The 21510-nt window shown below is 64.2% G+C and carries 17 protein-coding genes and 1 pseudogene; 10 read left to right on the forward strand and 8 right to left on the reverse strand.

The features are described from left to right. Positions 1–76 precede the first annotated feature (76 nt). The 4 genes and pseudogenes from C84B14_RS01570 to C84B14_RS01585 form a co-directional block, all read right to left on the reverse strand. Entirely contained in the window at positions 77–1264 is a 1188-nt protein-coding gene (locus tag C84B14_RS01570; RefSeq protein ID WP_348767565.1) for an acyl-CoA desaturase, read from the reverse strand. A gap of 132 nt (positions 1265–1396) precedes the next feature. Then, positions 1397–2264: pseudogene (gene ttcA, locus C84B14_RS01575) on the reverse strand (tRNA 2-thiocytidine(32) synthetase TtcA). Positions 2265–2352: 88 nt separating this feature from the next. Continuing rightward, the gene (locus tag C84B14_RS01580; RefSeq protein ID WP_353221561.1) at positions 2353–3231 is read right to left on the reverse strand and encodes a fructosamine kinase family protein; all 879 of its coding nucleotides are present in this window, start codon (positions 3229–3231) and stop codon (positions 2353–2355) included. Further along, the gene (locus C84B14_RS01585) at positions 3228–4115 is read right to left on the reverse strand and encodes a 5'-3' exonuclease (protein WP_353221562.1); all 888 of its coding nucleotides are present in this window, start codon (positions 4113–4115) and stop codon (positions 3228–3230) included. Before C84B14_RS01585 ends, C84B14_RS01580 begins: the two co-directional genes overlap by 4 nt. A 70-nt stretch (positions 4116–4185) precedes the next feature. Here C84B14_RS01585 and C84B14_RS01590 point away from each other — a divergent pair, with 70 nt between their 5' ends. From C84B14_RS01590 to C84B14_RS01625, 8 genes are all read left to right on the forward strand, one after another. Next, positions 4186–4947 (forward strand): hypothetical protein, encoded by a 762-nt coding sequence (locus C84B14_RS01590; protein WP_353221563.1) that lies wholly within the window; start codon positions 4186–4188, stop codon positions 4945–4947. A 155-nt stretch (positions 4948–5102) separates the two neighbouring features. Continuing rightward, positions 5103–6275 carry an NAD(P) transhydrogenase subunit alpha gene (locus tag C84B14_RS01595; RefSeq protein ID WP_348767313.1) on the forward strand — a complete coding sequence of 391 codons (1173 nt, stop codon included), beginning with the start codon at positions 5103–5105 and terminating at the stop codon, positions 6273–6275. A gap of 41 nt (positions 6276–6316) precedes the next feature. Further along, on the forward strand, positions 6317–6601 hold the full coding sequence (locus C84B14_RS01600; protein ID WP_006914082.1) for an NAD(P) transhydrogenase subunit alpha part 2: 285 nt from the start codon (positions 6317–6319) through the stop codon (positions 6599–6601). A gap of 49 nt (positions 6602–6650) precedes the next feature. Continuing rightward, on the forward strand, positions 6651–8048 hold the full coding sequence (locus C84B14_RS01605; RefSeq protein WP_348767314.1) for an NAD(P)(+) transhydrogenase (Re/Si-specific) subunit beta: 1398 nt from the start codon (positions 6651–6653) through the stop codon (positions 8046–8048). A gap of 80 nt (positions 8049–8128) precedes the next feature. Continuing rightward, positions 8129–8710, forward strand: coding sequence for an NUDIX hydrolase (locus C84B14_RS01610; RefSeq protein ID WP_353221564.1), 582 nt, complete (start codon positions 8129–8131; stop codon positions 8708–8710). A 271-nt stretch (positions 8711–8981) separates the two neighbouring features. After that, a complete protein-coding gene (locus C84B14_RS01615) occupies positions 8982–11180 on the forward strand; it encodes a primosomal protein N' (protein WP_353221565.1) in 2199 nt (732 codons plus the stop codon). Between the two features lie 105 nt (positions 11181–11285). Next, the gene (gene argS, locus C84B14_RS01620) at positions 11286–12953 is read left to right on the forward strand and encodes an arginine--tRNA ligase (RefSeq protein ID WP_502949880.1); all 1668 of its coding nucleotides are present in this window, start codon (positions 11286–11288) and stop codon (positions 12951–12953) included. After that, positions 12953–13681, forward strand: a complete 729-nt coding sequence (locus C84B14_RS01625) for an SPOR domain-containing protein (protein ID WP_353221566.1) — start codon at positions 12953–12955, stop codon at positions 13679–13681. The genes argS and C84B14_RS01625 overlap by 1 nt, the downstream gene beginning before the upstream one ends. A gap of 54 nt (positions 13682–13735) precedes the next feature. Here the strand turns inward: C84B14_RS01625 and C84B14_RS01630 are convergent, their stop codons facing one another. From C84B14_RS01630 to uvrD, 3 genes are all read right to left on the reverse strand, one after another. Further along, a complete protein-coding gene (locus C84B14_RS01630) occupies positions 13736–14890 on the reverse strand; it encodes a transporter substrate-binding domain-containing protein (RefSeq protein ID WP_353221567.1) in 1155 nt (384 codons plus the stop codon). 26 nt (positions 14891–14916) lie between these two features. Continuing rightward, on the reverse strand, positions 14917–15882 hold the full coding sequence (locus C84B14_RS01635; protein ID WP_353221568.1) for a DUF3187 family protein: 966 nt from the start codon (positions 15880–15882) through the stop codon (positions 14917–14919). Positions 15883–15992: 110 nt separating this feature from the next. Then, positions 15993–18152, reverse strand: coding sequence for a DNA helicase II (gene uvrD / locus C84B14_RS01640; protein ID WP_353221569.1), 2160 nt, complete (start codon positions 18150–18152; stop codon positions 15993–15995). Between the two features lie 135 nt (positions 18153–18287). Between uvrD and C84B14_RS01645 the strand changes: the two genes are divergently transcribed. Next, positions 18288–19055 (forward strand): M48 family metallopeptidase, encoded by a 768-nt coding sequence (locus C84B14_RS01645; RefSeq protein WP_353221570.1) that lies wholly within the window; start codon positions 18288–18290, stop codon positions 19053–19055. A gap of 217 nt (positions 19056–19272) precedes the next feature. Continuing rightward, positions 19273–19545, forward strand: coding sequence for an RNA-binding regulator (gene rbp / locus C84B14_RS01650; protein WP_006914093.1), 273 nt, complete (start codon positions 19273–19275; stop codon positions 19543–19545). Positions 19546–19747: 202 nt separating this feature from the next. On the opposite strand, the gene C84B14_RS01655 is transcribed toward rbp, so the two are convergent. After that, the gene (locus tag C84B14_RS01655) at positions 19748–21505 is read right to left on the reverse strand and encodes an alkaline phosphatase D family protein (protein ID WP_353221571.1); all 1758 of its coding nucleotides are present in this window, start codon (positions 21503–21505) and stop codon (positions 19748–19750) included. Between the last annotated feature and the right edge of the window lie 5 nt (positions 21506–21510).

Below are 21510 nucleotides of genomic sequence, written 5' to 3' on the forward strand. Positions count from 1 at the left end.
ACGCTCGTGCGTAAACGACGGACATAAAAAAGCCCGTCGCCGGGACGGGCTTTTTATCCGGTCGGCATGCGCGCCGCTAGGCGGAGCGCGGCTCCGAACGCACCTGCTCGATCAGGCGATGCGAGACCGAACTGCGCAGCATTTCGTAGGCTCGTTCGATGGCTCGGTCCAGACCCTCGTGGCGAATCTTGAACTTCGCGTGGGCACGGGCCTTGAGCTGCTCGACGCTCGGCAACTCCGGCAGTTCGATCTCTGCCAGATAGGCTTCCGCCGAATCCCATTTGTCGCGTGCATGCGAGCGCAGGTCTTCGAGGACATGACTGCCTTCCCAGCGCGCGCGGATGTTGCGACTGATGCGATCGGCCGAAAAGCCTTCCGCGATATAGATCGCGCACTTGTCGATGATCTTCTGGGTCGGTGCCTTCTCGTTGGCGAGAATGGTCTTGGGCGGCTGACGCAGATCCCAGACCAGGCCGACCTTGGAAAGACCCAGCAACAGGTAATAGGTGGTATCGATCTCCCACCAGAAGAAGCCGTTGCGGGCCGCCGCGGGATAGTAGTGGTGGTTGTTATGCCAGCCCTCACCCATGGTCAGCAGTGCCAGGAACCAATTGTTGCGGGAATCGTCGCCGGTGAGGTAGCGCTGCTTGCCGATCACGTGGTTGAGCGAGTTGATCGTGAACGTGGCGTGATAGACGAGCACGGTCGACAGCACGAAGCCCGACACCAGGCCGGCCCAGCCGCCGACGACGAAACACAGCCCGGCCACGATCAGCGCCGGCAGGAACTGGTGGCGCTCGATCCAGCGGATCTCCGGATACTTGGAGAAGTCCTTGATCAGATCCATGTCGGCATGCGAGCGGGCTTCGCGATACACCCAGCCCACATGGGAGTCGAAAAAGCCGTACTGACGCGGCGAATGCGAGTCGGCCGGCATATCGGAATCGCGATGATGTTCGCGGTGCTTGGCTGCCCACCAGAGCGGGCCACGCTGCAGTGCCGCCGAACCGACGAAGGCCAGCACGAACTGGAAAGCGCGGCTGGTCTTGTAGCCGCGGTGCGAGAAGTAGCGATGGTAGCCCGCCGTGATGGCGAACACGCGCGCTACGTACAGCCCGACACACAGCGCGATCGACGTCGCGGTGAAGCCGGTCCACCAGATGCCGATCAGCGCGACGTGCAGCAGCGCGAACGGGATGAATTCGACCCAGTTGAACTTGTCGTCCAGCTCGGGGTTGGCAGGATACTTCCTTTCTGCGGACATCGCGTTGTTCGCCTCACGAATTGCGGTATTACGTTGCAGTGCACAACTGTTCACTACAACAAAAGTATGCGCTAAATAGGAACGATTTTCAATGAAACCGTATTTTGAATAACGGCAGCTCGCGCCCCCTGTTCAACGTTTTGATAACGCATCGGTAAGTGCAGGCGTTTGTTCTGGATCAATCCAGCGCAGCGAAATCGAACAGTTCCCGATCGGCCATCTGCGACGGTGCAATACGGGTCATGGAACGAAATATACGTTCGCTGCGGCCGGGATCGATGCGCTCCCAGTCGGCGAGCATGGCCTTGATGTTCTGACGCTGCAGGTTGGCCTGCGAGCCGCACAGATTGCAGGGGATGATCGGATACTGATTCAGCCGCGCGTATTTTTCGATATCGCGCTCGCTGCAGTAGGACAACGGCCGAATGACCACGTTCTCGCCGTCGTCGGAACGCAGTTTGGGCGGCATGCCGGCCATGCGCGCGCCGTGGAACATGTTCAGGAACATGGTTTCAACGATGTCGTCGCGATGGTGGCCGAGCGCGATCCGATTAAAGCCGTTTTCGCGGGCATAGCGATAGAGAATGCCGCGCCGCAGGCGCGAACACAGCCCGCACATGGTCGCGCCTTCGGGTACCTTCTCGGTGACCACGCTATACGTATCGCGCTCGAGTATTTCGTAGTCGACGCCGAGCTTGTCCAGATAGGCCGGCAGGATATGCTCGGGAAAGCCGGGCTGCTTCTGGTCCAGGTTCACCGCGCGCAGCTCGAAACGCACGGGCGCGACCTCCTGCAGGTAGCGCAGCATATCGAGCATGGTGTAGCTGTCCTTGCCTCCGGACAGACAAACCATGATGCGATCGCCGTCGCGGATCATGTCGTAGTCGGTCACGGCCTGGCCGGTCAGGCGCTTGAGCCGTTTGGCGAGCTTGTTCGCCCCGACCGAGCCCGGCGTCAGGCCGGCCGGCGGGCGGGTATCGAGTACCGGAATATCGGACATGGCGCGTTGCCTGGCGTTGCCATCAATCGAAAACGATGCGCGTCATTGTACGCATGCGCTGACGCGACTACAGCGCGGCGCGGGCGGCTCAGGCGTGGGCCAGCAGCTGCTGCATCACACGCCGGCTCTCGGCCACGTAGTGACCGCCGAACAAACGGGCATGGTTGAGCAGGTGATAGAGCTGATAAAGCGGGCGCCGCACATGGCGATAGCCGTCGCTCATCGGCCAGGCGCCCCAGTAGGCCTCGAAGAACAACGGCGAAAAGCCGCCAAACAGCTCGGCCATGGCCAGATCCGTTTCGCGATCGCCGTAATAGACGGCCGGATCGAACAGCACCGGCACGCCGTTTGCGTCCATGCCGACGTTGCCGCCCCACAGGTCGCCGTGGACCAGCGACGGCTCGGGCCGATGCCGTGCCAGCAGCGTGTCGAGCACGGCCAGCAGCGCATCGCCGTCGCGCGCCAGACCCCGATGCCGGGGCGCCAGCACATCGAGCATCACCGCGAGACGGTTCTCGCGCCAGAATTCCAGCCATTCGGCATGCCAGGCGTTGGGCTGGGCGCTGGTGCCGATGGTGTTGTCGCGCTCGAAGCCATAGCGGGCCGCCACGATGCCGTGCATATCGGCCAGCGCCTCGCCCAGGCGCGTCATCGCGGCCGGGCTCAGCGCATGGAGTGCAATGTGCTCAAGCACGAGATAGGCATGGGCGCCGGCACGACCCTGGGCGATCACGCGCGGCACGCGCAGCCCCACGGCCTGGCCCAACTCGGCCAGGCCGGCCGCTTCCGCCGCGAACATCGTCTCGCGTTCGGCGCGGTTGAGTTTGACGAAATAGCTTCGCTCGCCGGCTTCGATCCGATAGGCGGTATTGATCGAGCCGCCGCCCAGCCGTGTGCGTCGCTCGCCGGCAAACGGCGCGCCCTGGGCTTTCGCGATAGCCAAGTCGATCGCGGCCCAATCGATCACGAAGTGGCCACACCGAGGCGTTTACGCAGACGCTCGCCCACGCCGAGCCGTTCGCAGATCGAACTCAGCTTTTCGTGATCGGGTGCGCGCCGACGGATATCGCGCTGCTCGCCCGCGAGGTCGATATCGGTCACGATCGTGGCCAGACGATAGGACAAGCGCACCTGCTCGGCGTGGGCTTCGAGCTTGGCTGCCAGAGATTTCGCACCGCGCAGACCGCTGGCGGCGACGCCGTCGAGATCGCCCAGCAGCGCATCGATGCCATCGAACTGCTGGAGCAACGACGCCGCCGTCTTGGCGCCGATGCCGGGCACGCCGGGGATATTGTCGACGGTGTCGCCGACCAGGGCCAGATAGTCGGCAATACGCGCGGGCGGCACGCCGAACTTTGCTTCGATCGCGGCACAGTCGTAGCGGGTTTCGCGGGCGTAGTCCCACAGGATGTCGTCCGGGCCCATGATCTGGGCGAGATCCTTGTCGGAGGTCACGATCGTGACCGGCGAATCGCTGTCTTTGGCCAGCGTGCCGATCAGGTCGTCGGCCTCGTAGACCCGGCTGGAGAGCGTGGCCACACCCAGTGCTTCGGTGATTTCGCGACAGGCACCGATCTGGGCCTCGAGCGCGGCCGGCGGCAACTCCCGGTTGGCCTTGTAATCGGCAAAGAACTGGTTGCGAAACGAGCTGGTGAGCGATTCGTCGAAGGCGGCCGCGACATGTGGATCGTCGTCGGCTGCGAGTAGCTGCACGAGAAAGGTCGTATAACCGTAGACCGCATTCAGCGGCTGCTCATCGCGCCCGGTCAAACTCGAGGGCAGCGAGTGGAACGCCCGGAAAATGTAGACACTGGCATCCACGAGCAGCATGGCGCTAGTGTACTGCACCATGCCTTCGTTCTGCTGCGTGTCGACCCCGAGACACGGTATTTTATCGATCCCGTTTACAAGGACCCTGCCCATGATTCGAATCCGCCGTACGGCCGCCGTTGCATTGCTGGCCGGCCTGAGCACCGTCGCGGGCATCGCCCAGGCCGACACCACGCTGACCTACCAGGGCGCGAGCGGCGCGTTTACCGTCGACATGCACCCGGGCGCGGTGCGCATCGACGATGCGAGCCCGCAGTGGCAGCTCTACAAGGAGGATGCCAAGGCCATCTTCTCGGTCGATCCGCGTGAGCGCACCTACACGCGCCTGGACCGCGACTCCGCCAGCGTCATTCGCGAGCAGGTAGATTCGCTGCGGGCCCAGATCGAGGCGCGTGTGCAGCAGCTGCCCGAAGCACAGCGCGCTACAGCACGTGCGGCCATGCTGCAGTCGGTACCCGGCCTGGATACCCGTAACCAGAAAATCGGCCTTGACCGCACCGGGCGCAAAGAAGATGTCGCCGGCGTGGAGTGCGAAGTGGTGCAGGTGGTACGCGACGGCCAGCCCGCCGAAACGCTATGCGTGGCCACGCCCAAGGCCCTGGGCATCAGCAAAGACACCTTTGCCAGCGTGACCTCCATGTTCTCGCTCATGCAGACGCTGCTGGCCGGCACCGGTTTCGAGACCGCCGGCCTGCCCTATCTCAGCCTGGCCGGCATGCCGATCCGCTTTACCGATACCAACACCGGCGAGCGCCGCCAACTGGTGGAGGTCAGCCATAAAGAGGTGTCGAGCCAACGATTGAGCATTCCGCAGGACTACGTCGAAACCGCGGTGACCCCGCCGGGGCGCTGAAATCGTCGCAAGCGGCCCATGCTACGAAAGCCTAATGGTTTAGGTTAGACTGCTTTCGGGGTTAATCCGGCCTGCGGCTCATGGGCGGACACGTCTGTCTGCACCGTGCCAACGCGCCGCGCCGGGTATTCATTAGAACAAATTCAAGGGAAGACATGAGCGTAACTATCGCAGTCCCGAAAGAAACGGCCAGTGGCGAGACCCGTGTCGCCATGGTGCCGAAGGTGGCCGACAAGCTGGCCAAACTCAACGTCGATCTCAAGATCGCCAAGGGCGCCGGCGAAGGCAGCCGTATCCCGGACGAATCCTTCAAGGAACCGGTTCAGATCACCGACAACGCCGACGATGTATTCGGCGCCGATGTCGTGCTGGCCGTCAATGCGCCCGATGCGCAGTCGATCGGCAAGATGAAGAAGGGCTCGGTACTGATCAGCTTCGTGCAGGCCCACAACAACCCGGATACGGTCAAGGCGCTCAACGACGCCGGCGTAACCAGCTTCGCCATGGAACTGGTGCCGCGTATCACCCGTGCCCAGTCGATGGACGCTCTGTCCTCGCAGGCCTCCGCGGCCGGCTACAAGGCCGCGCTCATGGCGGCCAACTCGCTGGAGCGCTTCCTGCCCATGCTGACCACGGCCGCCGGCACCATCCGCCCGGCCAAGGTGCTGGTCATCGGCGCCGGCGTGGCGGGCCTGCAGGCGATTGCCACCTCCAAGCGCCTGGGCGCCAAGGTGTTCGCCTATGACGTGCGTACCGACACCAAGGAACAGGTCGAGTCGCTGGGCGCGGACTTCCTCATGGCCGAAGGCGTCAAGGCCGAAGCCGAGGGAGGCTACGCCCGCGAGCTGACCGACGAAGAAAAGAAGAAGCAGCAGCAGATGCTGGAAAAGAACATGGCCGATGCCGACGCCGTGATCACCACCGCGGCGGTGCCCGGCAAGCCGGCGCCCAAGATCATCTCCAAGGCCATGGTTGATGCCATGAAGCCCGGCTCGGTGCTGATCGACCTCGGCGCCTCCGGCGGCGGCAACTGCGAGCTGACCCAGCCCGACGAAGTCGTCACCCACGGCAGCGTGACCATCTACGGGCCGTCCAACGTACCGGCCCTGCTGGCCGAACACGCCAGCGAGATGTATGCCCAGAACCTGTTCAACTTCCTGCAGCTGATCGTGATCGAGGAAGAAGGTCAGGACGACGCCAAGCCGGCCGACAAGACGCGCAAGCTCGAAATCAACTGGGATGACGAAATCCTGGCCAAGTCCGCGCTGACGCACGACGGCGAAACCGTCAACGAAGCCGCCAAGAAGGCGCTCGAAGGCAACGCCTAGGCCTTCGCCCACCGGCTCATCATCTTTCGGGAGAAAAGACAGTGATTACAGGTTTTGTCGCACTCTATATTTTCATGCTCGCGGCCTTCACCGGCTACGAGATCATCGGCCGTGTACCGGCCATTCTGCATACCCCGCTCATGTCGGGTTCCAACTTCGTGCACGGGATCGTGCTCGTCGGCGCCATGGTCGCACTCGGCCATGCCGACGGCTTCTGGGAGACGCTGATCGGCTTTATCGGCGTGATTCTGGCGGCCGGCAACGCGGTCGGCGGTTATGTCGTGACCGAGCGCATGCTCGAAATGTTCAAGTCCTCCAAGGACTGATCCTCGCTGATCCCATTACAAGAACGAGCACACGAAAAGGTTACCGAATATGAGTTTCTGGGAATTTACCGTAGACGCGAGTTATTTCGTTGCGGCCGTATTGTTCATCATCGGCCTCAAACGCATGGGCTCGCCCAAGACCGCCAAGAGCGGTATCAAGTGGGCCGGCATCGGCATGGCCCTGGCCACCGTGGTCACGCTCTGGCACCCGGCCATGGAAGCCGGCTTCTTCCGCTACGTGCTGATGATCCTCGCGATCGTAATCGGCGGCGCGGGCGCCTGGTATACCGGCAAGAAGGTCGAAATGACCGGCATGCCGCAGATGGTGGCGTTGTATAACGGCATGGGCGGCGGCGCGGCCGCAGCCATCGCGCTCATCGAGATGTACTCGGGGCGGGCCTTCGAGCACGGCACGACCGTACTCATTCTGGCCGTACTCGGCGCGCTGATTGGTGGCGTGTCGTTCTCCGGCTCGCTGATCGCCTGGGCCAAGCTCGAAGGCAAGATGAGCAAGACGATCCGTCTGCCGGCACAGCAGATGATCAACGGCGGCGCGGCCCTGGTGATCGTGCTGCTGGGCCTGTGGATCTTGATGTCGGCCGGCAGCGCGCCGGTGCTGGTCACGATCTTCTTTGCGCTCTGCCTGGTGTTCGGCGTACTGCTGACCAACCCGATCGGCGGCGCCGATATGCCGGTGGTCATCTCCATGTACAACGCCTTCACCGGCCTGGCCGTGGCGTTTGAAGGCTTCGTGCTCGGCAACGCGGCGATGATCATCGCCGGTACCGTCGTAGGTGCCGCCGGTACGCTGCTCACGCTGCTCATGGCCAACGGCATGAATCGTTCCATCTCGAACGTGCTGTTCGCCGGCTTCGGTGTGGACGACGGCGCCGAGGCTGACGGGCCGGAAGGCGAGATGAAGTCGGTCGAGGCCTTTGATGCGGCTGCATCGTTCGCCTATTCCGACAGTCTGATCATCGTGCCCGGCTACGGTCTGGCCGTGGCCCAGGCCCAGCACAAGCTCTGGGAATTCGTGCAGATGCTCGAAAAAGAGCATGACGTGGACGTGAAGTTCGCCATCCATCCGGTGGCGGGCCGTATGCCCGGTCACATGAACGTGCTGCTGGCCGAGGCCGGCGTGCCCTACGACAAGATCTTCGACCTGGAAGAAATCAACGCCGAGTTCCCGAACGCGGACGCGGCGCTGGTCATCGGCGCCAACGACGTGGTCAACCCGGCCGCGCGTACCGACGAATCCAGCCCGATCTACGGCATGCCGATTCTCGACGTCGACAAGGCCCGCGAGGTCTACGTCGTCAAGCGCGGCAAGGGCACCGGCTTCTCCGGCGTACAGAACGCCCTGTTCTTCGGCGACAACACCCGCATGGTGTTCGGCGACGCGAAACAGGTCTGTACGGATCTGGCCAACGGCCTCAAGCAGCTCTAGGGCGTTTAGGCCAAGACGGAAAAAGCCGCCTTCGGGCGGCTTTTTTCTTGGTGCGGCATATAGCCGGTTAAGCTTCGCCCATGCACGAACTCGCCCCCATCACCCGCGCCCTCGCCGGCTATCCCGCGCGGCGCCTGCGCTTCAGGCGCCATCTCAAACGCGCTGCGGTGGCCGTGATCCTGCGCGAGTCTCGTCAGGGCGCCGAGGTACTGCTTGCGCTGCGCGCGCATCGACAAGGCGACCCCTGGTCAGGCGATATGGCGTTTCCCGGCGGTCGCGTGGACGCAGTGGACGAAGCCAGCGCCTCGCGCGCCGCCTGTCGCGAAACCGGCGAGGAAGTCGGCCTGCACATCACCCGCGCGCACGGCATCGGCCGCCTCAACGACCGGCTGACGCTCGACCACCGGCGCCGCGCGCCGATGGTGGTGTCCCCGTTCGTCTATCGGCTGGAACAACGTATCGAGCCGGTGCTCAATCACGAGATCGCCGCCACCCGCTGGCTCGCGCTGGCCTGGCTTGATGAGCCCGCCAACCGCCGGACCATGCGCTGGCACGTCGGCCGGCTGAGCGTTCCCATGCCCTGCTATGACTGTGGCGACGGTCAGCGGCTGTGGGGTCTCACGCTGGCGATGCTGGACGAACTATGCAGCCTTGCGCGATGACGCACGCCTCATCCACAGCCAACAGCAGCGGCGCAACGCCGGTATGGCGGTCTTTCAGCCGGGCCCTGAGTTGTTTATCCACATATTCACAGGGCGCAAAAGATCGCACACGCGATTTTGCTGCAGCGCACATTGAGCGCGATTTCTCGTATATGACTGTTAAAAATGGATTTTTTTACGAACTTTCGAGCAAGGCAAGCGATTTGAGCGGTCGCGGCAGCGCACTCGCAGAAATTCATCCACGATTTTATCCACAGGCCGTAAACCGTTGATGAGCGGCGTAGAAACACCGCCGATCCTGCGCGTGGCCGTGCCCGTGCCCTTATATGGCGGCTTCGATTATCTCGATCTAGACGCCCAAGACCCGACCCCGATTGGCAGCCGTGTCCTGGTACGGTTCGGCAGGCGCCGCCTGGTCGGCATCGTCATCGAAGCCGGCGTTGAAAGCGAACTGCCCACATCGCGCCTGCGCCCCATCGAAACCCGCCTGGATGACGCGCCGGTATTCGACGATGAACTGTTGGCGCTGCTGCGCTGGGCGGCGCGCTATTACCACCACCCGGTCGGCGAGGCGCTGGCCACCGCCCTGCCGGTCGCGCTACGCCGGGCAAGAACAGACCAGACCCCGAACCGCCACCGCGGCTGGCAGGCTGTCGCCGCGACCGGCACAAACGAACCGGCCGCGCACGCCAAACGCCAGCATGAACTGCTCGACGCCATTCGTACCGGCGAACATGCCGTGGCGCACTCGCATCTGCTCGCCCGCTTCGGCTCGATCCATGCGCCGCTCAAGGCCCTGCAGCAACGCGGCCTGATCGAAGAAGTCGACCTGCCAGGCGCGCTCGAACACGGCAGCGCGGGCCATGCGCCCACCCTTACGGACAGGCAACGCGAGGCAGTCGAACAACTCGCCCGACGCAGCACCGGCTTTCACCCCAGCCTGCTGGAAGGCGTGACCGGCAGCGGCAAGACGGAGGTGTATTGCCGGCAGATGGCCGAAGCGCTGGCCGCCCGTCGTCAGGTTCTGTTTCTGGCCCCGGAAATCGGGCTGACGCCCCAGCTGATCGAACGCCTGCGTAGCCGCTTCGATGCCACCATCGGCGTGCTGCACTCCCAGCGCAGCGACGGCGAACGCGCCGATGTATGGCGGGCGGCCCGCGCCGGCGACGCGGATATCGTCATCGGCACCCGATCGGCGGTGTTCACCCCCATGCCGCGGCTCGGGTTGATCGTGGTGGATGAAGAGCACGACGGCTCCTACAAGCAGCAGGATGGCTTTCGCTACCATGCGCGCGACGTGGCCCTGCGCCGTGCCCAGCAGCGCGATATTCCGATCGTGCTCGGCAGCGCCACGCCGGCCCTGGAAAGCCTGCACAACGCCCAGCACGGCCGATTCGCGCATCTCAAGCTGGCCGAACGCGCCACCGGCGCGGCACTGCCGCCGGTGCGGGTGATCGATATCCGCTCGCGACCGCTGCTGGGCGGGCTGTCCGACCCCATGCTCGCGCATATCGAACGCCATCTCGGCGCCGGCAATCAGGTGATGGTATTCATCAATCGCCGCGGCTATGCGCCGGCGCTGTCCTGTCACGACTGCGGCTGGATCGCGCCCTGCGCGCGCTGCGATGCGCCGCTGACCCTGCATGGCGGCGGCGCACGCCTGCAATGCCACCACTGCGGCGCCCACGAACCCAGCCCGGCACAATGCCCAAGCTGTGGCTCGAAAGAGCTCATCGCGCTCGGGGCCGGCACCGAACGGGTAGCCGGGGCGCTGCGCAGCCGTTTTCCCGACGTTCGTCTGGCCCGTTTCGACCGCGATAGCGTCGCGCGCAAGGGCCGGCTGGAAAGCCAGCTTGCCGACGTCGCCAGCGGTGCCACCCAGCTGTTGGTCGGCACCCAGATGCTGGCCAAGGGCCACGATTTCGCCCGCCTGACCTGTGTCGCCGTGCTCGACGTCGATGGCGGCCTGTTCTCGGCGGACTTTCGCGCCGCCGAGCATATGGCCCAGCTCGTCACCCAGGTGGCCGGCCGCGCCGGGCGCGGCGACCTGCCCGGCGAGGTGTGGCTACAGACCCGCCACCCGGAGCACCCGCTGCTGCATCGCCTGCTCACCGGCGGCTACGATGCCTTCGCACAGGCCGCGCTGGCCGAACGCCGCGAAGCCGCGCTGCCGCCGTTCGGCTATCTCGCCCTGCTGCGTGCCGAGGCCCACGACCTGCAATCGCCCACGGCGTTTCTGGCGCAGGCCGCAGCGACTCTCAATACGGACCCGCAGCTCGCCTGCCTGGGCCCGGTGCCCGCGCCCATGCAGCGCCGGGCCGGGCGCTTTCGGGCCCATCTGCTGCTGCATGCCAGCCATCGGGCACGTCTGCACCCGGCCCTGGACCACTGGCAGCGCGTGCTCGGCGAACTGCCCGGCGCACGCCGGGTGCGCTGGTCGATCGACGTCGATCCGCAGGACCTGCTCTAGCCCAAAGCGATTATCGGCCCGGCCGGTCATGGCCCAGACATGGCCGGGCGTGAGCGCGCGCGTTAGACTGCGCGGTCATTCTTGCGACCGCCTATCGAAACCACCGTGAAACGTCTCGTTCAGGATCTGCTTGCCGACGCCGTCACCCGCGCCTGGCCCGATATCGACACCGCCGATGCGCCCCACGTAGAGCGCACCCGCGATGCCGCCCACGGCGACTTCGCCAGCAATATCGCGATGACGCTGACCAAGACGCTGCGCCGCAACCCGCGCGAGATCGCCCAGACGATCATCGACACGCTCGCCGACGATGCGCGTATCGATCGGGTCGAGATCGCGGGGCCGGGCTTCATCAACTTCTTTCTGGCGCCCGCGGCGTTTCGCGCAGCCATCGATGAAGTGCTCGCGGCCGGTACGGCCTATGGCCAAAGCGATACCGGCGCCGGCCAGCAGGTGATGATCGAGTTCGTCTCGGCCAACCCCACCGGGCCGTTGCATGTCGGTCACGGTCGCGGCGCGGCAGTCGGCGACTGTCTGGCGCGACTGTTCGAGGCCACCGGCTTCGAAGTGACCCGTGAGTTCTATTACAACGATGCGGGCGCCCAGATCGCCAACCTGGCCGTTTCCGTTCAGGCGCGAGCCAGGGGCGTCACTCCCGAAGACGACGCCTGGCCGGCCGACGGTTATCGCGGCGACTATATTGCCGACGTGGCCGCGGCCTATCTTGCCGGCGAAACGGTTGCCGCGGACGATCGTGAAGTCACCGGCGCCGCAGATGCCGACGATATCGACGCAATCCGCGAATTCGCCGTGGCCTATCTGCGCCGCGAACAGGACGCCGACCTCAAGGCTTTCGCAGTGGATTTCGATGTCTACTCGCTCGAATCGGCGCTCTATAGCGAAGGCCGGGTCGAGCGCACGGTCGAGGCGCTGGTCGCGGCCGGCCATACCTACGAGGCGGACGGCGCGCTGTGGCTCAAAACCACGGACTTCGGTGACGACAAGGATCGCGTCATGCGCAAGGCCGAAGGGGGCTATACCTATTTCGTGCCGGACGTGGCTTATCACGTGGCGAAATGGGAACGCGGCTACACCCGCGCGATCAACGAACAGGGCGCGGACCACCACGGCACCATCGCCCGCGTACGCGCCGGACTGCAGGCTCTGGATATCGGCATCCCCAAAGGCTGGCCGGACTACGTGCTGCATCAGATGGTCACCGTGATGCGCGGCGGCGAGGAAGTGAAGCTCTCCAAGCGCGCCGGCTCCTACGTGACGCTGCGCGACCTTATCGACGAGGTGGGCCGCGACGCGACGCGTTATTTCCTGGCCGCGCGCAAACCGGATTCCCAGCAAACCTTCGATATCGATCTGGCCCGTAGCCAGAGCGAAGAGAACCCGGTCTACTACATCCAGTATGCGCATGCGCGTATTTGCAGCGTCGACGGCCAGTTGGCCGATCGCGGCATGGCCTATAGCCGGGAAGCAGCGGATCTGGCGCGCCTCGACAGCGCCCACGAACAACGCCTGATCACCGCTATCTCCCGCTTTCCGGAACTCATCGAAACCGCTGCCGCGGATTTCGCACCCCAGGCCGTGGCGCATTATCTGCGCGATCTGGCCGATGCCTTTCATAGTTACTACAACGCCCAGCAGTTTCTGGTCGACGACGCCGCCCTGCGCAACGCGCGCCTGGCGCTGGTGTTCGCCACACGACAGGTACTGGTCAACGGGCTTAAGCTGTTGGGCGTGGACGCACCGGAGCAGATGTAATGGCGCGAGATTATTCCGGCCGACCGGGCAGTTCTTCCTCGAATAACGGCAAGCGCAAGCCCACGCGCCGCCAGCCGGCCGCGCGACCCACGCCGACCAAGCGCACCAAGGGCGGCGGCCCGCCGGGCTGGGTATGGATGATCTGCGGGCTGTGTATCGGTCTGACCGTGGCCGCGGTGTTCTATGTGTTCGCACGCCCCGGCGGCGATCTGGCGCGCGAGCAGATAAAAATCGCCATGCCGGAGAAGAGCAGCAAGGACGAATCCTCGCAGTCGGCAAAGGCGGCCGCCCCGGCCGAGCCCGAAGCCGAGGAAGAGGAGCCACGCTTTTCTTTCTACAAGATGCTGCCGAACTATGAAGTGGTGATCCCGGAAGAGGAATATCCGGAGAAAAAGAGTCGCTCCGCCTCGCACAGCGCGCCGCCCAGCGCCGCTGAAGTCGAGCAGCCGGCCTCCAAGCCGCAGCCGACCACGCCCAAGGTCGAAGAACCGGGACGCTTTATCATCCAGGCCGGCTCCTTCTCCACCCCCTCCGATGCAGAACGCCGCAAGGCCGAACTGGGCATGCTTGGACTGGCCGCCAAGACGGTGGAAGTGGACCTGCCTTCGGGCAAGACGGTCTATCGCGTGCAAAGCAATACCATCAGCTCGTCGAGCGAGCTCAACAAGATCCTCAAACGGCTGCGCGAAAACCGTATTGATACGCTGGTGATGCGGGCCAAGAACTAGGCGCGGCTCGGCAGCGGTCTTGCCTGCCGCCGAGCGCGGATCGTGGCCCTGTGCCTAAGGTTGGCTGCCCAGATACTGGGTCAAGGTATCGCGCCAGGCATCGCTGGCCAGATACTCCAGAATCGCGCGATTGATGGGTTCGCGCAGGTCGCTGCCCTCGGGCAGTGCAAAGGCGTAGTCCTGCCGGTCGAAGATCGACTCCAGCACGCTCAAGGTATCGCCGTATTCGTTTTTCACCCGGTAGTTGAGCAGCGGCGCATCGTAGACCACGGCATCGATCCGGCCCGCCGCCAATGCGGCAAGCCCGTCTTCCAGCTCGGGCCGTGCGCTGAAGGCGATGCCGCGATCGCGCAGGGCCTCGGCCGCAGCCGAGCCCTCCACCGTGACCACCCGTGCATCGGCCAGATCCTGTACGCCCTTGATGCCCGAGGACAGCCGATCGACGGTCAGCGACGTGGCAATCGCCGCAGTGAAGCTGGAAATGATGATGATCGCGGCGAACATCCAGACCAGACCGATGAGCCGTCCGCCCAGCGTCTTGGGTGCCTTGTCGCCGTAGCCGACCGTGGTCATGGTTACTGCGGCCCACCAGAAGCCGCTGCCCAGGCCCTGGGCGGTACTGCCGCCGAATTCCTCGGCGTTGGCCCGCCGCTCGAACAGCCAGATGATCACGCCCACGGCCAACAACACGATGGCCAAGCCGGCGAGCGCGGTGAAGAACTGCCAGGAAAAAAAGCGTCGCAGCGTGGCCCAAACCGCACTGCCGTCATTCGCGGGCACGGCAATCGCGAGGCCGGTCGAATAGAACGGGTAGGAAAAATCGATATGGGCTTCGCGGGGCGCGGTGACCGTCAGTGCCGCAACCGACAGATCCAGGTCGCCGTCTTCGAGGCCGCTGAACAGCCCGGCCAGATCACTCGGCACGTAATCGTATTCGATGCCCAGCCGTTGGGCGACCGCCTGCCAGAGCACGATACTCACGCCTGAAAAGCGGCCGTCGCCGCTATCCACCACGAACGGCGGCGCGTGTTTTGTGCCCACCCGCAAGCGCGCGCCGCGTTCGCCTGCCGGCATGGCCTGGGCCACGATATCCGGCGTGCTCGTTTGCACACCGCCCGGCTGGGCGAACGCCGGCATGCCGCATAGCAGGACACCCAGCATCGCCAGCCCGGCGGCATACCGCAGCGTCTGGAAATAACGATTATTCATTGACTCCCCCATTCAGCGGAGCCGCGTCAGAAACCGTGGCGCAAACCCAGCAGAAAACTCACGTCCGGCGAAACCCCGGTGTTCAGATCTTCGATAATCGCAAATTCCATGCGCGAGCGCTCGCTGAGCTGCCAGTCGATGCCCAGCGCGCCGGACACGGCGGTGCCGTCGAGCGCTTCGATATCGGTATCTTCATAGAACGGGCTATGCGCATAGCCCTGTACCTTGACCACGACCGAGGGCAGCACCGCATACCCCAGGGTCGCCCAGCCGAAGGCGACTTCCTGTACGCGCTGGTCTTCGAGCACATCACCCTCGCCCGAATACAGGCCACCCACGCCGGCGAGCATGCGCCAACGCGACAGACCGTTCTGGTTGTTGCCGATCGTGCCCCAGAGCGATACGTCGGCCGCGCCGCTGCCGGTCAGCCGATCGGCATCGCCGGTCGGCAACTTGAGTTCGCCGGCAAGTGCCATGCCCCAGTCGCCGAAACCGGCCAGGCGCTTCTTCAAGCCCAGGCGCACATCGCCCACGCCTGAAGGCGAATCGCTCACATCGAGGGCAACCCGGCCATCGCGCTCATATCGAAACGACTGGCGATCGCGGGGCGCGCCGGATCGCCCGCCGTCGGAAAAACCGAACAGATCGTGAAAATCGTCGATGAACCCGTCGGCAAAGCCACCGCTGTGGTCGACGAACGGTATTTCGATACTGGCCTGCCAGTCGTTAGCCAGGCCACGCTCGAATACCAGCGCGGCACGCGTGGTTTCGCCGTCGAACAAAAGGCTTTCGTTACCGCTGTTCTGTTCGGTGTAGTGGCTGGGGAAATCCACCCGTAGTCCGCCCCGCCAGGCGCCGGGCTCGACCACGGTATAGCCATCCGCGCGCGGCAGCCCGTAGATCGCGACCGTGGGCGACTGATCCGAAAACGCCAGTGGCTGCGGCGCCTGCGCGTCGTCGGCCTGCGCGCACACCGGCGCGATCCAGAACATCGTAGAAAGCAGCAGGCACGAAGCCCCGCATGCCCGCAAACGACCCAATCCCATATCGCTTCCCCCAATGGCCGCGCCCCCGAGCGCGGTTTTTTTAGTTACCGATCAAGTCATACCGGATCGAGTTTGGCATAGCCGGCGATCAGCCACTTGCTGCCCACCCCGTCGAAGTTGACCTGAATCCGGGCACGGGCGCCATCCCCCTCGAAGGCCAACACCGTGCCCTGGCCGAATTTCTTGTGCGCGACCCGCTGGCCGAGCGACAGCCCGGCCGCGCGCTGTTCGGACTTGGCGATACTACCCGGGCGAAATACCGGCTGGCTGATACCCGCCTGCGGGCGCACTTCGCGCAGGAAATCCGCCGGAATCTCGCGCAGAAAACGCGACGGCGCACACAGATTTTCCGAGCCGTGCAGGCGCCGTACCTCGGCATGCGAGATATGCAGCTTCTCCATGGCCCGGGTCATGCCTACGTAGCACAGGCGGCGCTCTTCCTCGAGGCCGTTGTCGTCGTCGACCGAGCGCTGATGCGGAAACAAGCCTTCTTCGAGGCCCACCATGAACACCAGCGGAAACTCCAGACCCTTGGCCGAGTGCAGGGTCATCAACTGGACCGACTCGTCCCATTCGCCGGCCTGATTTTCGCCGGCTTCCAGCGAGGCATAGGCCAGGAACTGGGTGATTTCGTCCATGGTGTCGTCGTCATCGGCGGTATAGGCGCGCGCGGCAGACACCAGTTCGTCGAGGTTTTCCTTGCGGCCTTCGGCTTTTTCGTCGCCGCCCTTGCCGTGGTGCGCCTTGAGGTCGGTGGTCACGATCACCTTTTCGGCAATTTCGTGCAGGGCCATGCCCTCGATCTCGGCGTCCAGGGTATCGATGAGTTCGATGAAAGCCATGACCATCTTGCCGGCACGGGCCGGCAGCCCATTCTCGGCCAGATCGAAAGCCGCCTGCCACAGGCTCATCGCGCCAGCGCGTGCATGGCTGCGGATCTTGTCGACGGTGGTCGCGCCGATACCGCGCGTGGGCGTATTGACGATGCGCTCGAAGGCCGCATCGTCGGCTCGGGATTGCAGCAGCCGCATATAGGCCAGCGCGTCCTTGATCTCGGCACGCTCGAAGAACTTCTGACCGCCGTAGATACGATAGGAAATCTCGGCCGCGATCAGCCGCTCCTCGAGCACGCGCGACTGGGCGTTGGAGCGATAGAGGATGGCAATATCCGAGCGCTTGCCGCCGTCGGCGATCCAGTTCTGGATGCGGGTGACGACATGCTGGGCTTCGTCGTACTCGTTGAAGGCCGCATAGATATCGATCGGCTCGCCATCGGCGCCGGCGGTCCACAGCTCCTTGCCCAGACGGGTGAGGTTGTGACCGATCAGGCCATTGGCCGCGCCCAGGATCGTGCCCGTGGAGCGATAGTTCTGCTCCAGGCGTACGGTGGCAGTGTTCTTGAAGTCTTCCTCGAAGCGCAGGATGTTGTCGACCCGCGCGCCGCGCCAGGAATAGATGGACTGGTCGTCGTCGCCGACGATGAACACCTTGCCGCTGTCGCCGGCCAGCAGGCGAATCCAGGCGTATTGCAGCGCGTTCGTATCCTGGAATTCGTCGACCAGGATATGGCTGAAACGCCGCCGGTAATGCGCCAGCAGGTCGGCGTTGTCGCGACAGGTTTCGTAGGCGCGCAGCAGCAGCTCTGGAAAGTCCACGAGGCCAGCCGATTCGCGCGCGCTTTCATAGGCCTGATAGACACGAATCATTTGGCTACGCGCATAGTCGCCGGTATCGGCCAGATCGCGCGGGCGCTCGGCGGCCTCCTTGCAGCTGTTGATGAAGCCCTGCATCTGGCGCGGCGGCCAGCGCTGCTCGTCCATTTCCAGATTCTTGAGCGTGCGCCGGACCAGCCGGTACTGATCGTCCGAATCGATGATCTGAAACGCCTGCGGCAGCTTGGCTTCCTTGAAATGCAGGCGCAGCAGCCGGTGGGCGATGCCGTGAAAGGTGCCCACCCACAGCGCCCGTGCGGGTACGCGCAGCATCGGCTCGAGCCGGGCGCGCATTTCGCCCGCCGCCTTGTTGGTGAAGGTGACGGCCAGGATCGACTGCGGCGATACGCCCTCGACGCCGATCAACCAGGCGATACGATGAATCAATACCCGAGTCTTGCCCGAGCCCGCGCCTGCAAGTACGCGCATATGCCCCGGCGGCGCGCCCACCGCTTCACGCTGGGCTTCGTTCAAAGAGTCGAGAATTGTCGATACGTCATCCATGGCGCGCATTGTAACCAATGCGCCGTGACGGCCGGCCGGGCATTCATGGACGCGCAAGCTCGTCGCGCTAGAATCTATGCCTGTCAGACACGAGCAACCGCCGTTTTACGGCCCGCTTTCGGGAGAAAACCGACCATGCGTCGAATCTACGTCGCTTCGCTACTGCTGCTGCTGGTTGCCTGTGCGACCTCGCCCACCGGGCGCAACCAGCTCAAGCTCTTTTCCGAGGAGAAGATTGCGCAGATGGGCATCCAGAGCTATCAGCAGATGAAGCAGGAAGAGCCGATCGATACCAGCACTGCGGACAATCGCTACGTGAAGTGCGTGGCCGACGCGATTACGCGCGTGACCGGCGGCGAATGGGAAGTCACGGTATTCAAGGACGACCAGGTCAACGCCTTCGCGCTGCCCGGCGGCAAAATCGGCGTTTACTCCGGCCTGCTGGACGTGGCCAAGACGGACGATCAGCTAGCCGCGGTCATCGGTCACGAGGTCGGGCACGTACTCGCCGACCACGGCAACGAACGCGTATCGCAGCAGGCCGCGACCCAGGGCGGCCTGCAGGTGGTATCGGCCTTTCTGGGCGGCTCCGGCGGGGGCGGCAACCAAGCGGTGATGTCGGCGCTCGGCCTCGGCGCGCAAGTGGGCATCCTGCTGCCGTTTTCGCGTACCCAGGAGAGCGAAGCAGATACGATCGGGCTGGAACTGATGGCGCGAGCCGGTTTCGACCCGCGTCAGTCGGTTGCGCTCTGGCAGAACATGGCCGCGGCCGGCGGCGAAAAGCCGGCCGAGTTCATGTCGACCCATCCCTCCAACCAGAGCCGGATCAACAATCTGGAGAGCCATATGAATCAGGCCATGCAGCTCTACCAGCAGACGCCCAACAAGCCGAATTGCAGCTAGCATTACGTCAAACCGCCGCAACGCCCGGACACGCCGGCTTGCGAGCGGTTTTGAATGCTTGAAATTTTTTTCGCATTGAGCTATTGCAAGCAGCGAAAAATATGTAGACTCGGAATTGTTCGGCTTGGCCGTTCTCCGTTGGTCTTAGTTTGGTGTCGTTGACGAGTCCGTACGGTTTTTCAGAAATAATGACACGGTATCGCTAGGATCAGTCGAGATGAATATTTACGTGGGCAATCTGTCGTGGAACACCAATGACGACGAACTCCGGGGCGCTTTCGAAGCGTTCGGTGAAGTATCGTCGGCCAAGGTGATCATGGACCGCGAAACCGGCCGTTCGCGCGGCTTCGGCTTCGTGGAAATGCCGGACGACAACGATGCCAAACAGGCCATCGAAGGCATGAACAACAAGGATCTCGGTGGTCGCACCCTGCGGGTGAACGAAGCCCGTCCGCGCGACGATCGTCCGCGCGGTCCGCGTCGCTTCTAAGCGCGAAGCGCTACGTATAGACGCGAAGAAGAAAGCCGCCATCGTGCGGCTTTCTTTTTGGGCGCTCGATGAATCGCAGCGCGGCTGCGGCTGAACGTGAACACAACAGGCGGGCCGCGCAAACGGCGTAGCCGGCGCGTTTGCAACCGGCCAGGGCCCGCGGCACGCCCGAATACCGGGCGTGTGCCCGCGGTTCAGGCATTCAGCCGGTGGACGGGGCCAATGCCGGCGCATCGGCGATCGGCTGGCTCTGAGCGTCGGCCGCAACCACGTGGTTTTCGCCGGCGCGCACCTGCCAGGCGCTGGCAAAGCGCTGCTGGTCGTTGCGGCTTCCGATATCGTCGACGTACCACCATTCGGCCTGCATGCGCTCGCGCGTGATATCCAGCAGCAGGTAGCCACGGCTGGCCAGCTCCACGTATTTCATATGCGGGTTCTGGCTCTTGACGGCTGCGGGGTCGCCGTTGCTGCCCGGAGAGGTTACCGACGTGGTCACGAACTCCACGCCCATCGAACCCATGCCGGTTTCCGGATCATAGGCCGTGGCGTCGTTCGGGTCTTCGGTGATATCCAGTGCCCAGGAGGTATGGATATCGCCCGTGAGTACGACCACGTTATCGATGGCCACATTCGGGGCGGCCTGGCCGCCGCGGATGATATCCCATACCTGCTCCCGCGCTCGCGGATAGCCATCCCATTGATCCGAATTGATGAATACGCCGCCCTGGCCGCCGGGGTTGGCGGTATTGCTGGAATTGGGTGCGCCCTGGCGCTTGAGCTGGCCGAACATCACCTGCTGGCCGAGCAGCTTCCAGCGCGCCTGGGTCTGTTGCAGGCGCTGCGCCAGCCATTGGCGCTGGGCATCATCAATCAGGGTTCGCTCGTCGTTGGCGTAATCGCCGCTATCGGTGAATCCGTTCTCTGCGTTGCCTGCCAGCTGCTCGTCGCGGCCGATCAGGCGGGTATCGAGCATGGACAGCGACACCAGATCGCCGATCTCGAAGCCGCGGTAAATACGCTCCGGGTTATCCGGATCGGTTTCGCGGATGGGCAGCCATTCGTAATAGGCCTGGATCGAGGCGGCCTCGCGCGCGCTCCACGGGCCTTCGCCGCGGTCGGGGTCGTGGTTCTGGGCGCCGTCGCGCCAGCTGTTGTTGGTCGATTCGTGGTCGTCCCAGACCGCGATCATGGGATGCTGGCGATGCAGCTCCTGCAGGTCGACATCGGTCTTGTAACAGGCATGGCGCGTGCGATAGTCGTCGAGGCTGACGATCTCGTAGGGCGGTTCCGGGGCACGTCCGAGCGGGCGGCCGTCACCGTATTCGTCCGGATTTTCTGCCTCGGAGACACCCCGGCCCGGGTATTCGTAGAGGTAGTCGCCCAGATGCAACACCAGGTCCAGATCGGCGCGTTCAGCCACCCGGCCATAGACGTTGAAGAAACCGAACGGGTAGTTCGAGCAGGACAGCACCGCCATGCGCAGCCGTTGCACCCCGGCCTGCGGCAGCGTGCGGGTACGGCCCATCGGGGAACGCTCGCCGGCGGTTTCGAACTGGTAGTAATAGGTGGTGCCAGCCGCCAGGCCGGTCACATCGGCCTTGACCGTGTAATCCCGCGTCGCGTCGGTAACGACGGTACCACTGCGCAGTACGTTGGCCATGTCCGGGGATTCGGACAGCATCCAGTTGACGCTGACGTCGCCCTCGCTCGACGGGGTGACCCGACTCCAGAGCATGACCCGATCGGCCAGCGGATCGCCGCTGGCCACGCCGTGGGCAAACGTCTCGGCGCTGCTGCCCGGCGCCCGCGACACGCGTACCGCACTGCCGCCATCGTCGCTACAGCCGCCCAGCCCCACCACGGACAGGGCCGCCCCGCCGGCAAAACCGGCCCGACGTAGAAAAGAACGACGCGTCTGCGGCGCAAGCGCGCCGCGATGATTCTGCTTAGGCTGACCCATTGCAT

Origin of the sequence: Salinisphaera sp. C84B14 (assembly GCF_040361435.1) — a bacterium.
Classification (GTDB): Bacteria; Pseudomonadota; Gammaproteobacteria; order Nevskiales; family Salinisphaeraceae; genus Salinisphaera.

Bases quoted from the DNA above. Each gene is read 5' to 3' on its own strand.
- C84B14_RS01635 (WP_353221568.1), bottom strand. From the start codon at position 15,882: ATGTTCTGGATCGCGCCGGTGTGCGCGCAGGCCGACGACGCGCAGGCG.
- C84B14_RS01655 (WP_353221571.1), bottom strand. From the start codon at position 21,505: ATGGGTCAGCCTAAGCAGAATCATCGCGGCGCGCTTGCGCCGCAGACG.
- C84B14_RS01570 (WP_348767565.1), bottom strand. From the start codon at position 1,264: ATGTCCGCAGAAAGGAAGTATCCTGCCAACCCCGAGCTGGACGACAAG.
- C84B14_RS01630 (WP_353221567.1), bottom strand. From the start codon at position 14,890: ATGAATAATCGTTATTTCCAGACGCTGCGGTATGCCGCCGGGCTGGCG.
- C84B14_RS01595 (WP_348767313.1), top strand. From the start codon at position 5,103: ATGAGCGTAACTATCGCAGTCCCGAAAGAAACGGCCAGTGGCGAGACC.
- C84B14_RS01610 (WP_353221564.1), top strand. From the start codon at position 8,129: ATGCACGAACTCGCCCCCATCACCCGCGCCCTCGCCGGCTATCCCGCG.
- C84B14_RS01605 (WP_348767314.1), top strand. From the start codon at position 6,651: ATGAGTTTCTGGGAATTTACCGTAGACGCGAGTTATTTCGTTGCGGCC.
- C84B14_RS01585 (WP_353221562.1), bottom strand. From the start codon at position 4,115: ATGGTGCAGTACACTAGCGCCATGCTGCTCGTGGATGCCAGTGTCTAC.
- C84B14_RS01615 (WP_353221565.1), top strand. From the start codon at position 8,982: ATGAGCGGCGTAGAAACACCGCCGATCCTGCGCGTGGCCGTGCCCGTG.
- uvrD (WP_353221569.1), bottom strand. From the start codon at position 18,152: ATGGATGACGTATCGACAATTCTCGACTCTTTGAACGAAGCCCAGCGT.
- C84B14_RS01590 (WP_353221563.1), top strand. From the start codon at position 4,186: ATGATTCGAATCCGCCGTACGGCCGCCGTTGCATTGCTGGCCGGCCTG.
- C84B14_RS01625 (WP_353221566.1), top strand. From the start codon at position 12,953: ATGGCGCGAGATTATTCCGGCCGACCGGGCAGTTCTTCCTCGAATAAC.
- rbp (WP_006914093.1), top strand. From the start codon at position 19,273: ATGAATATTTACGTGGGCAATCTGTCGTGGAACACCAATGACGACGAA.
- C84B14_RS01645 (WP_353221570.1), top strand. From the start codon at position 18,288: ATGCGTCGAATCTACGTCGCTTCGCTACTGCTGCTGCTGGTTGCCTGT.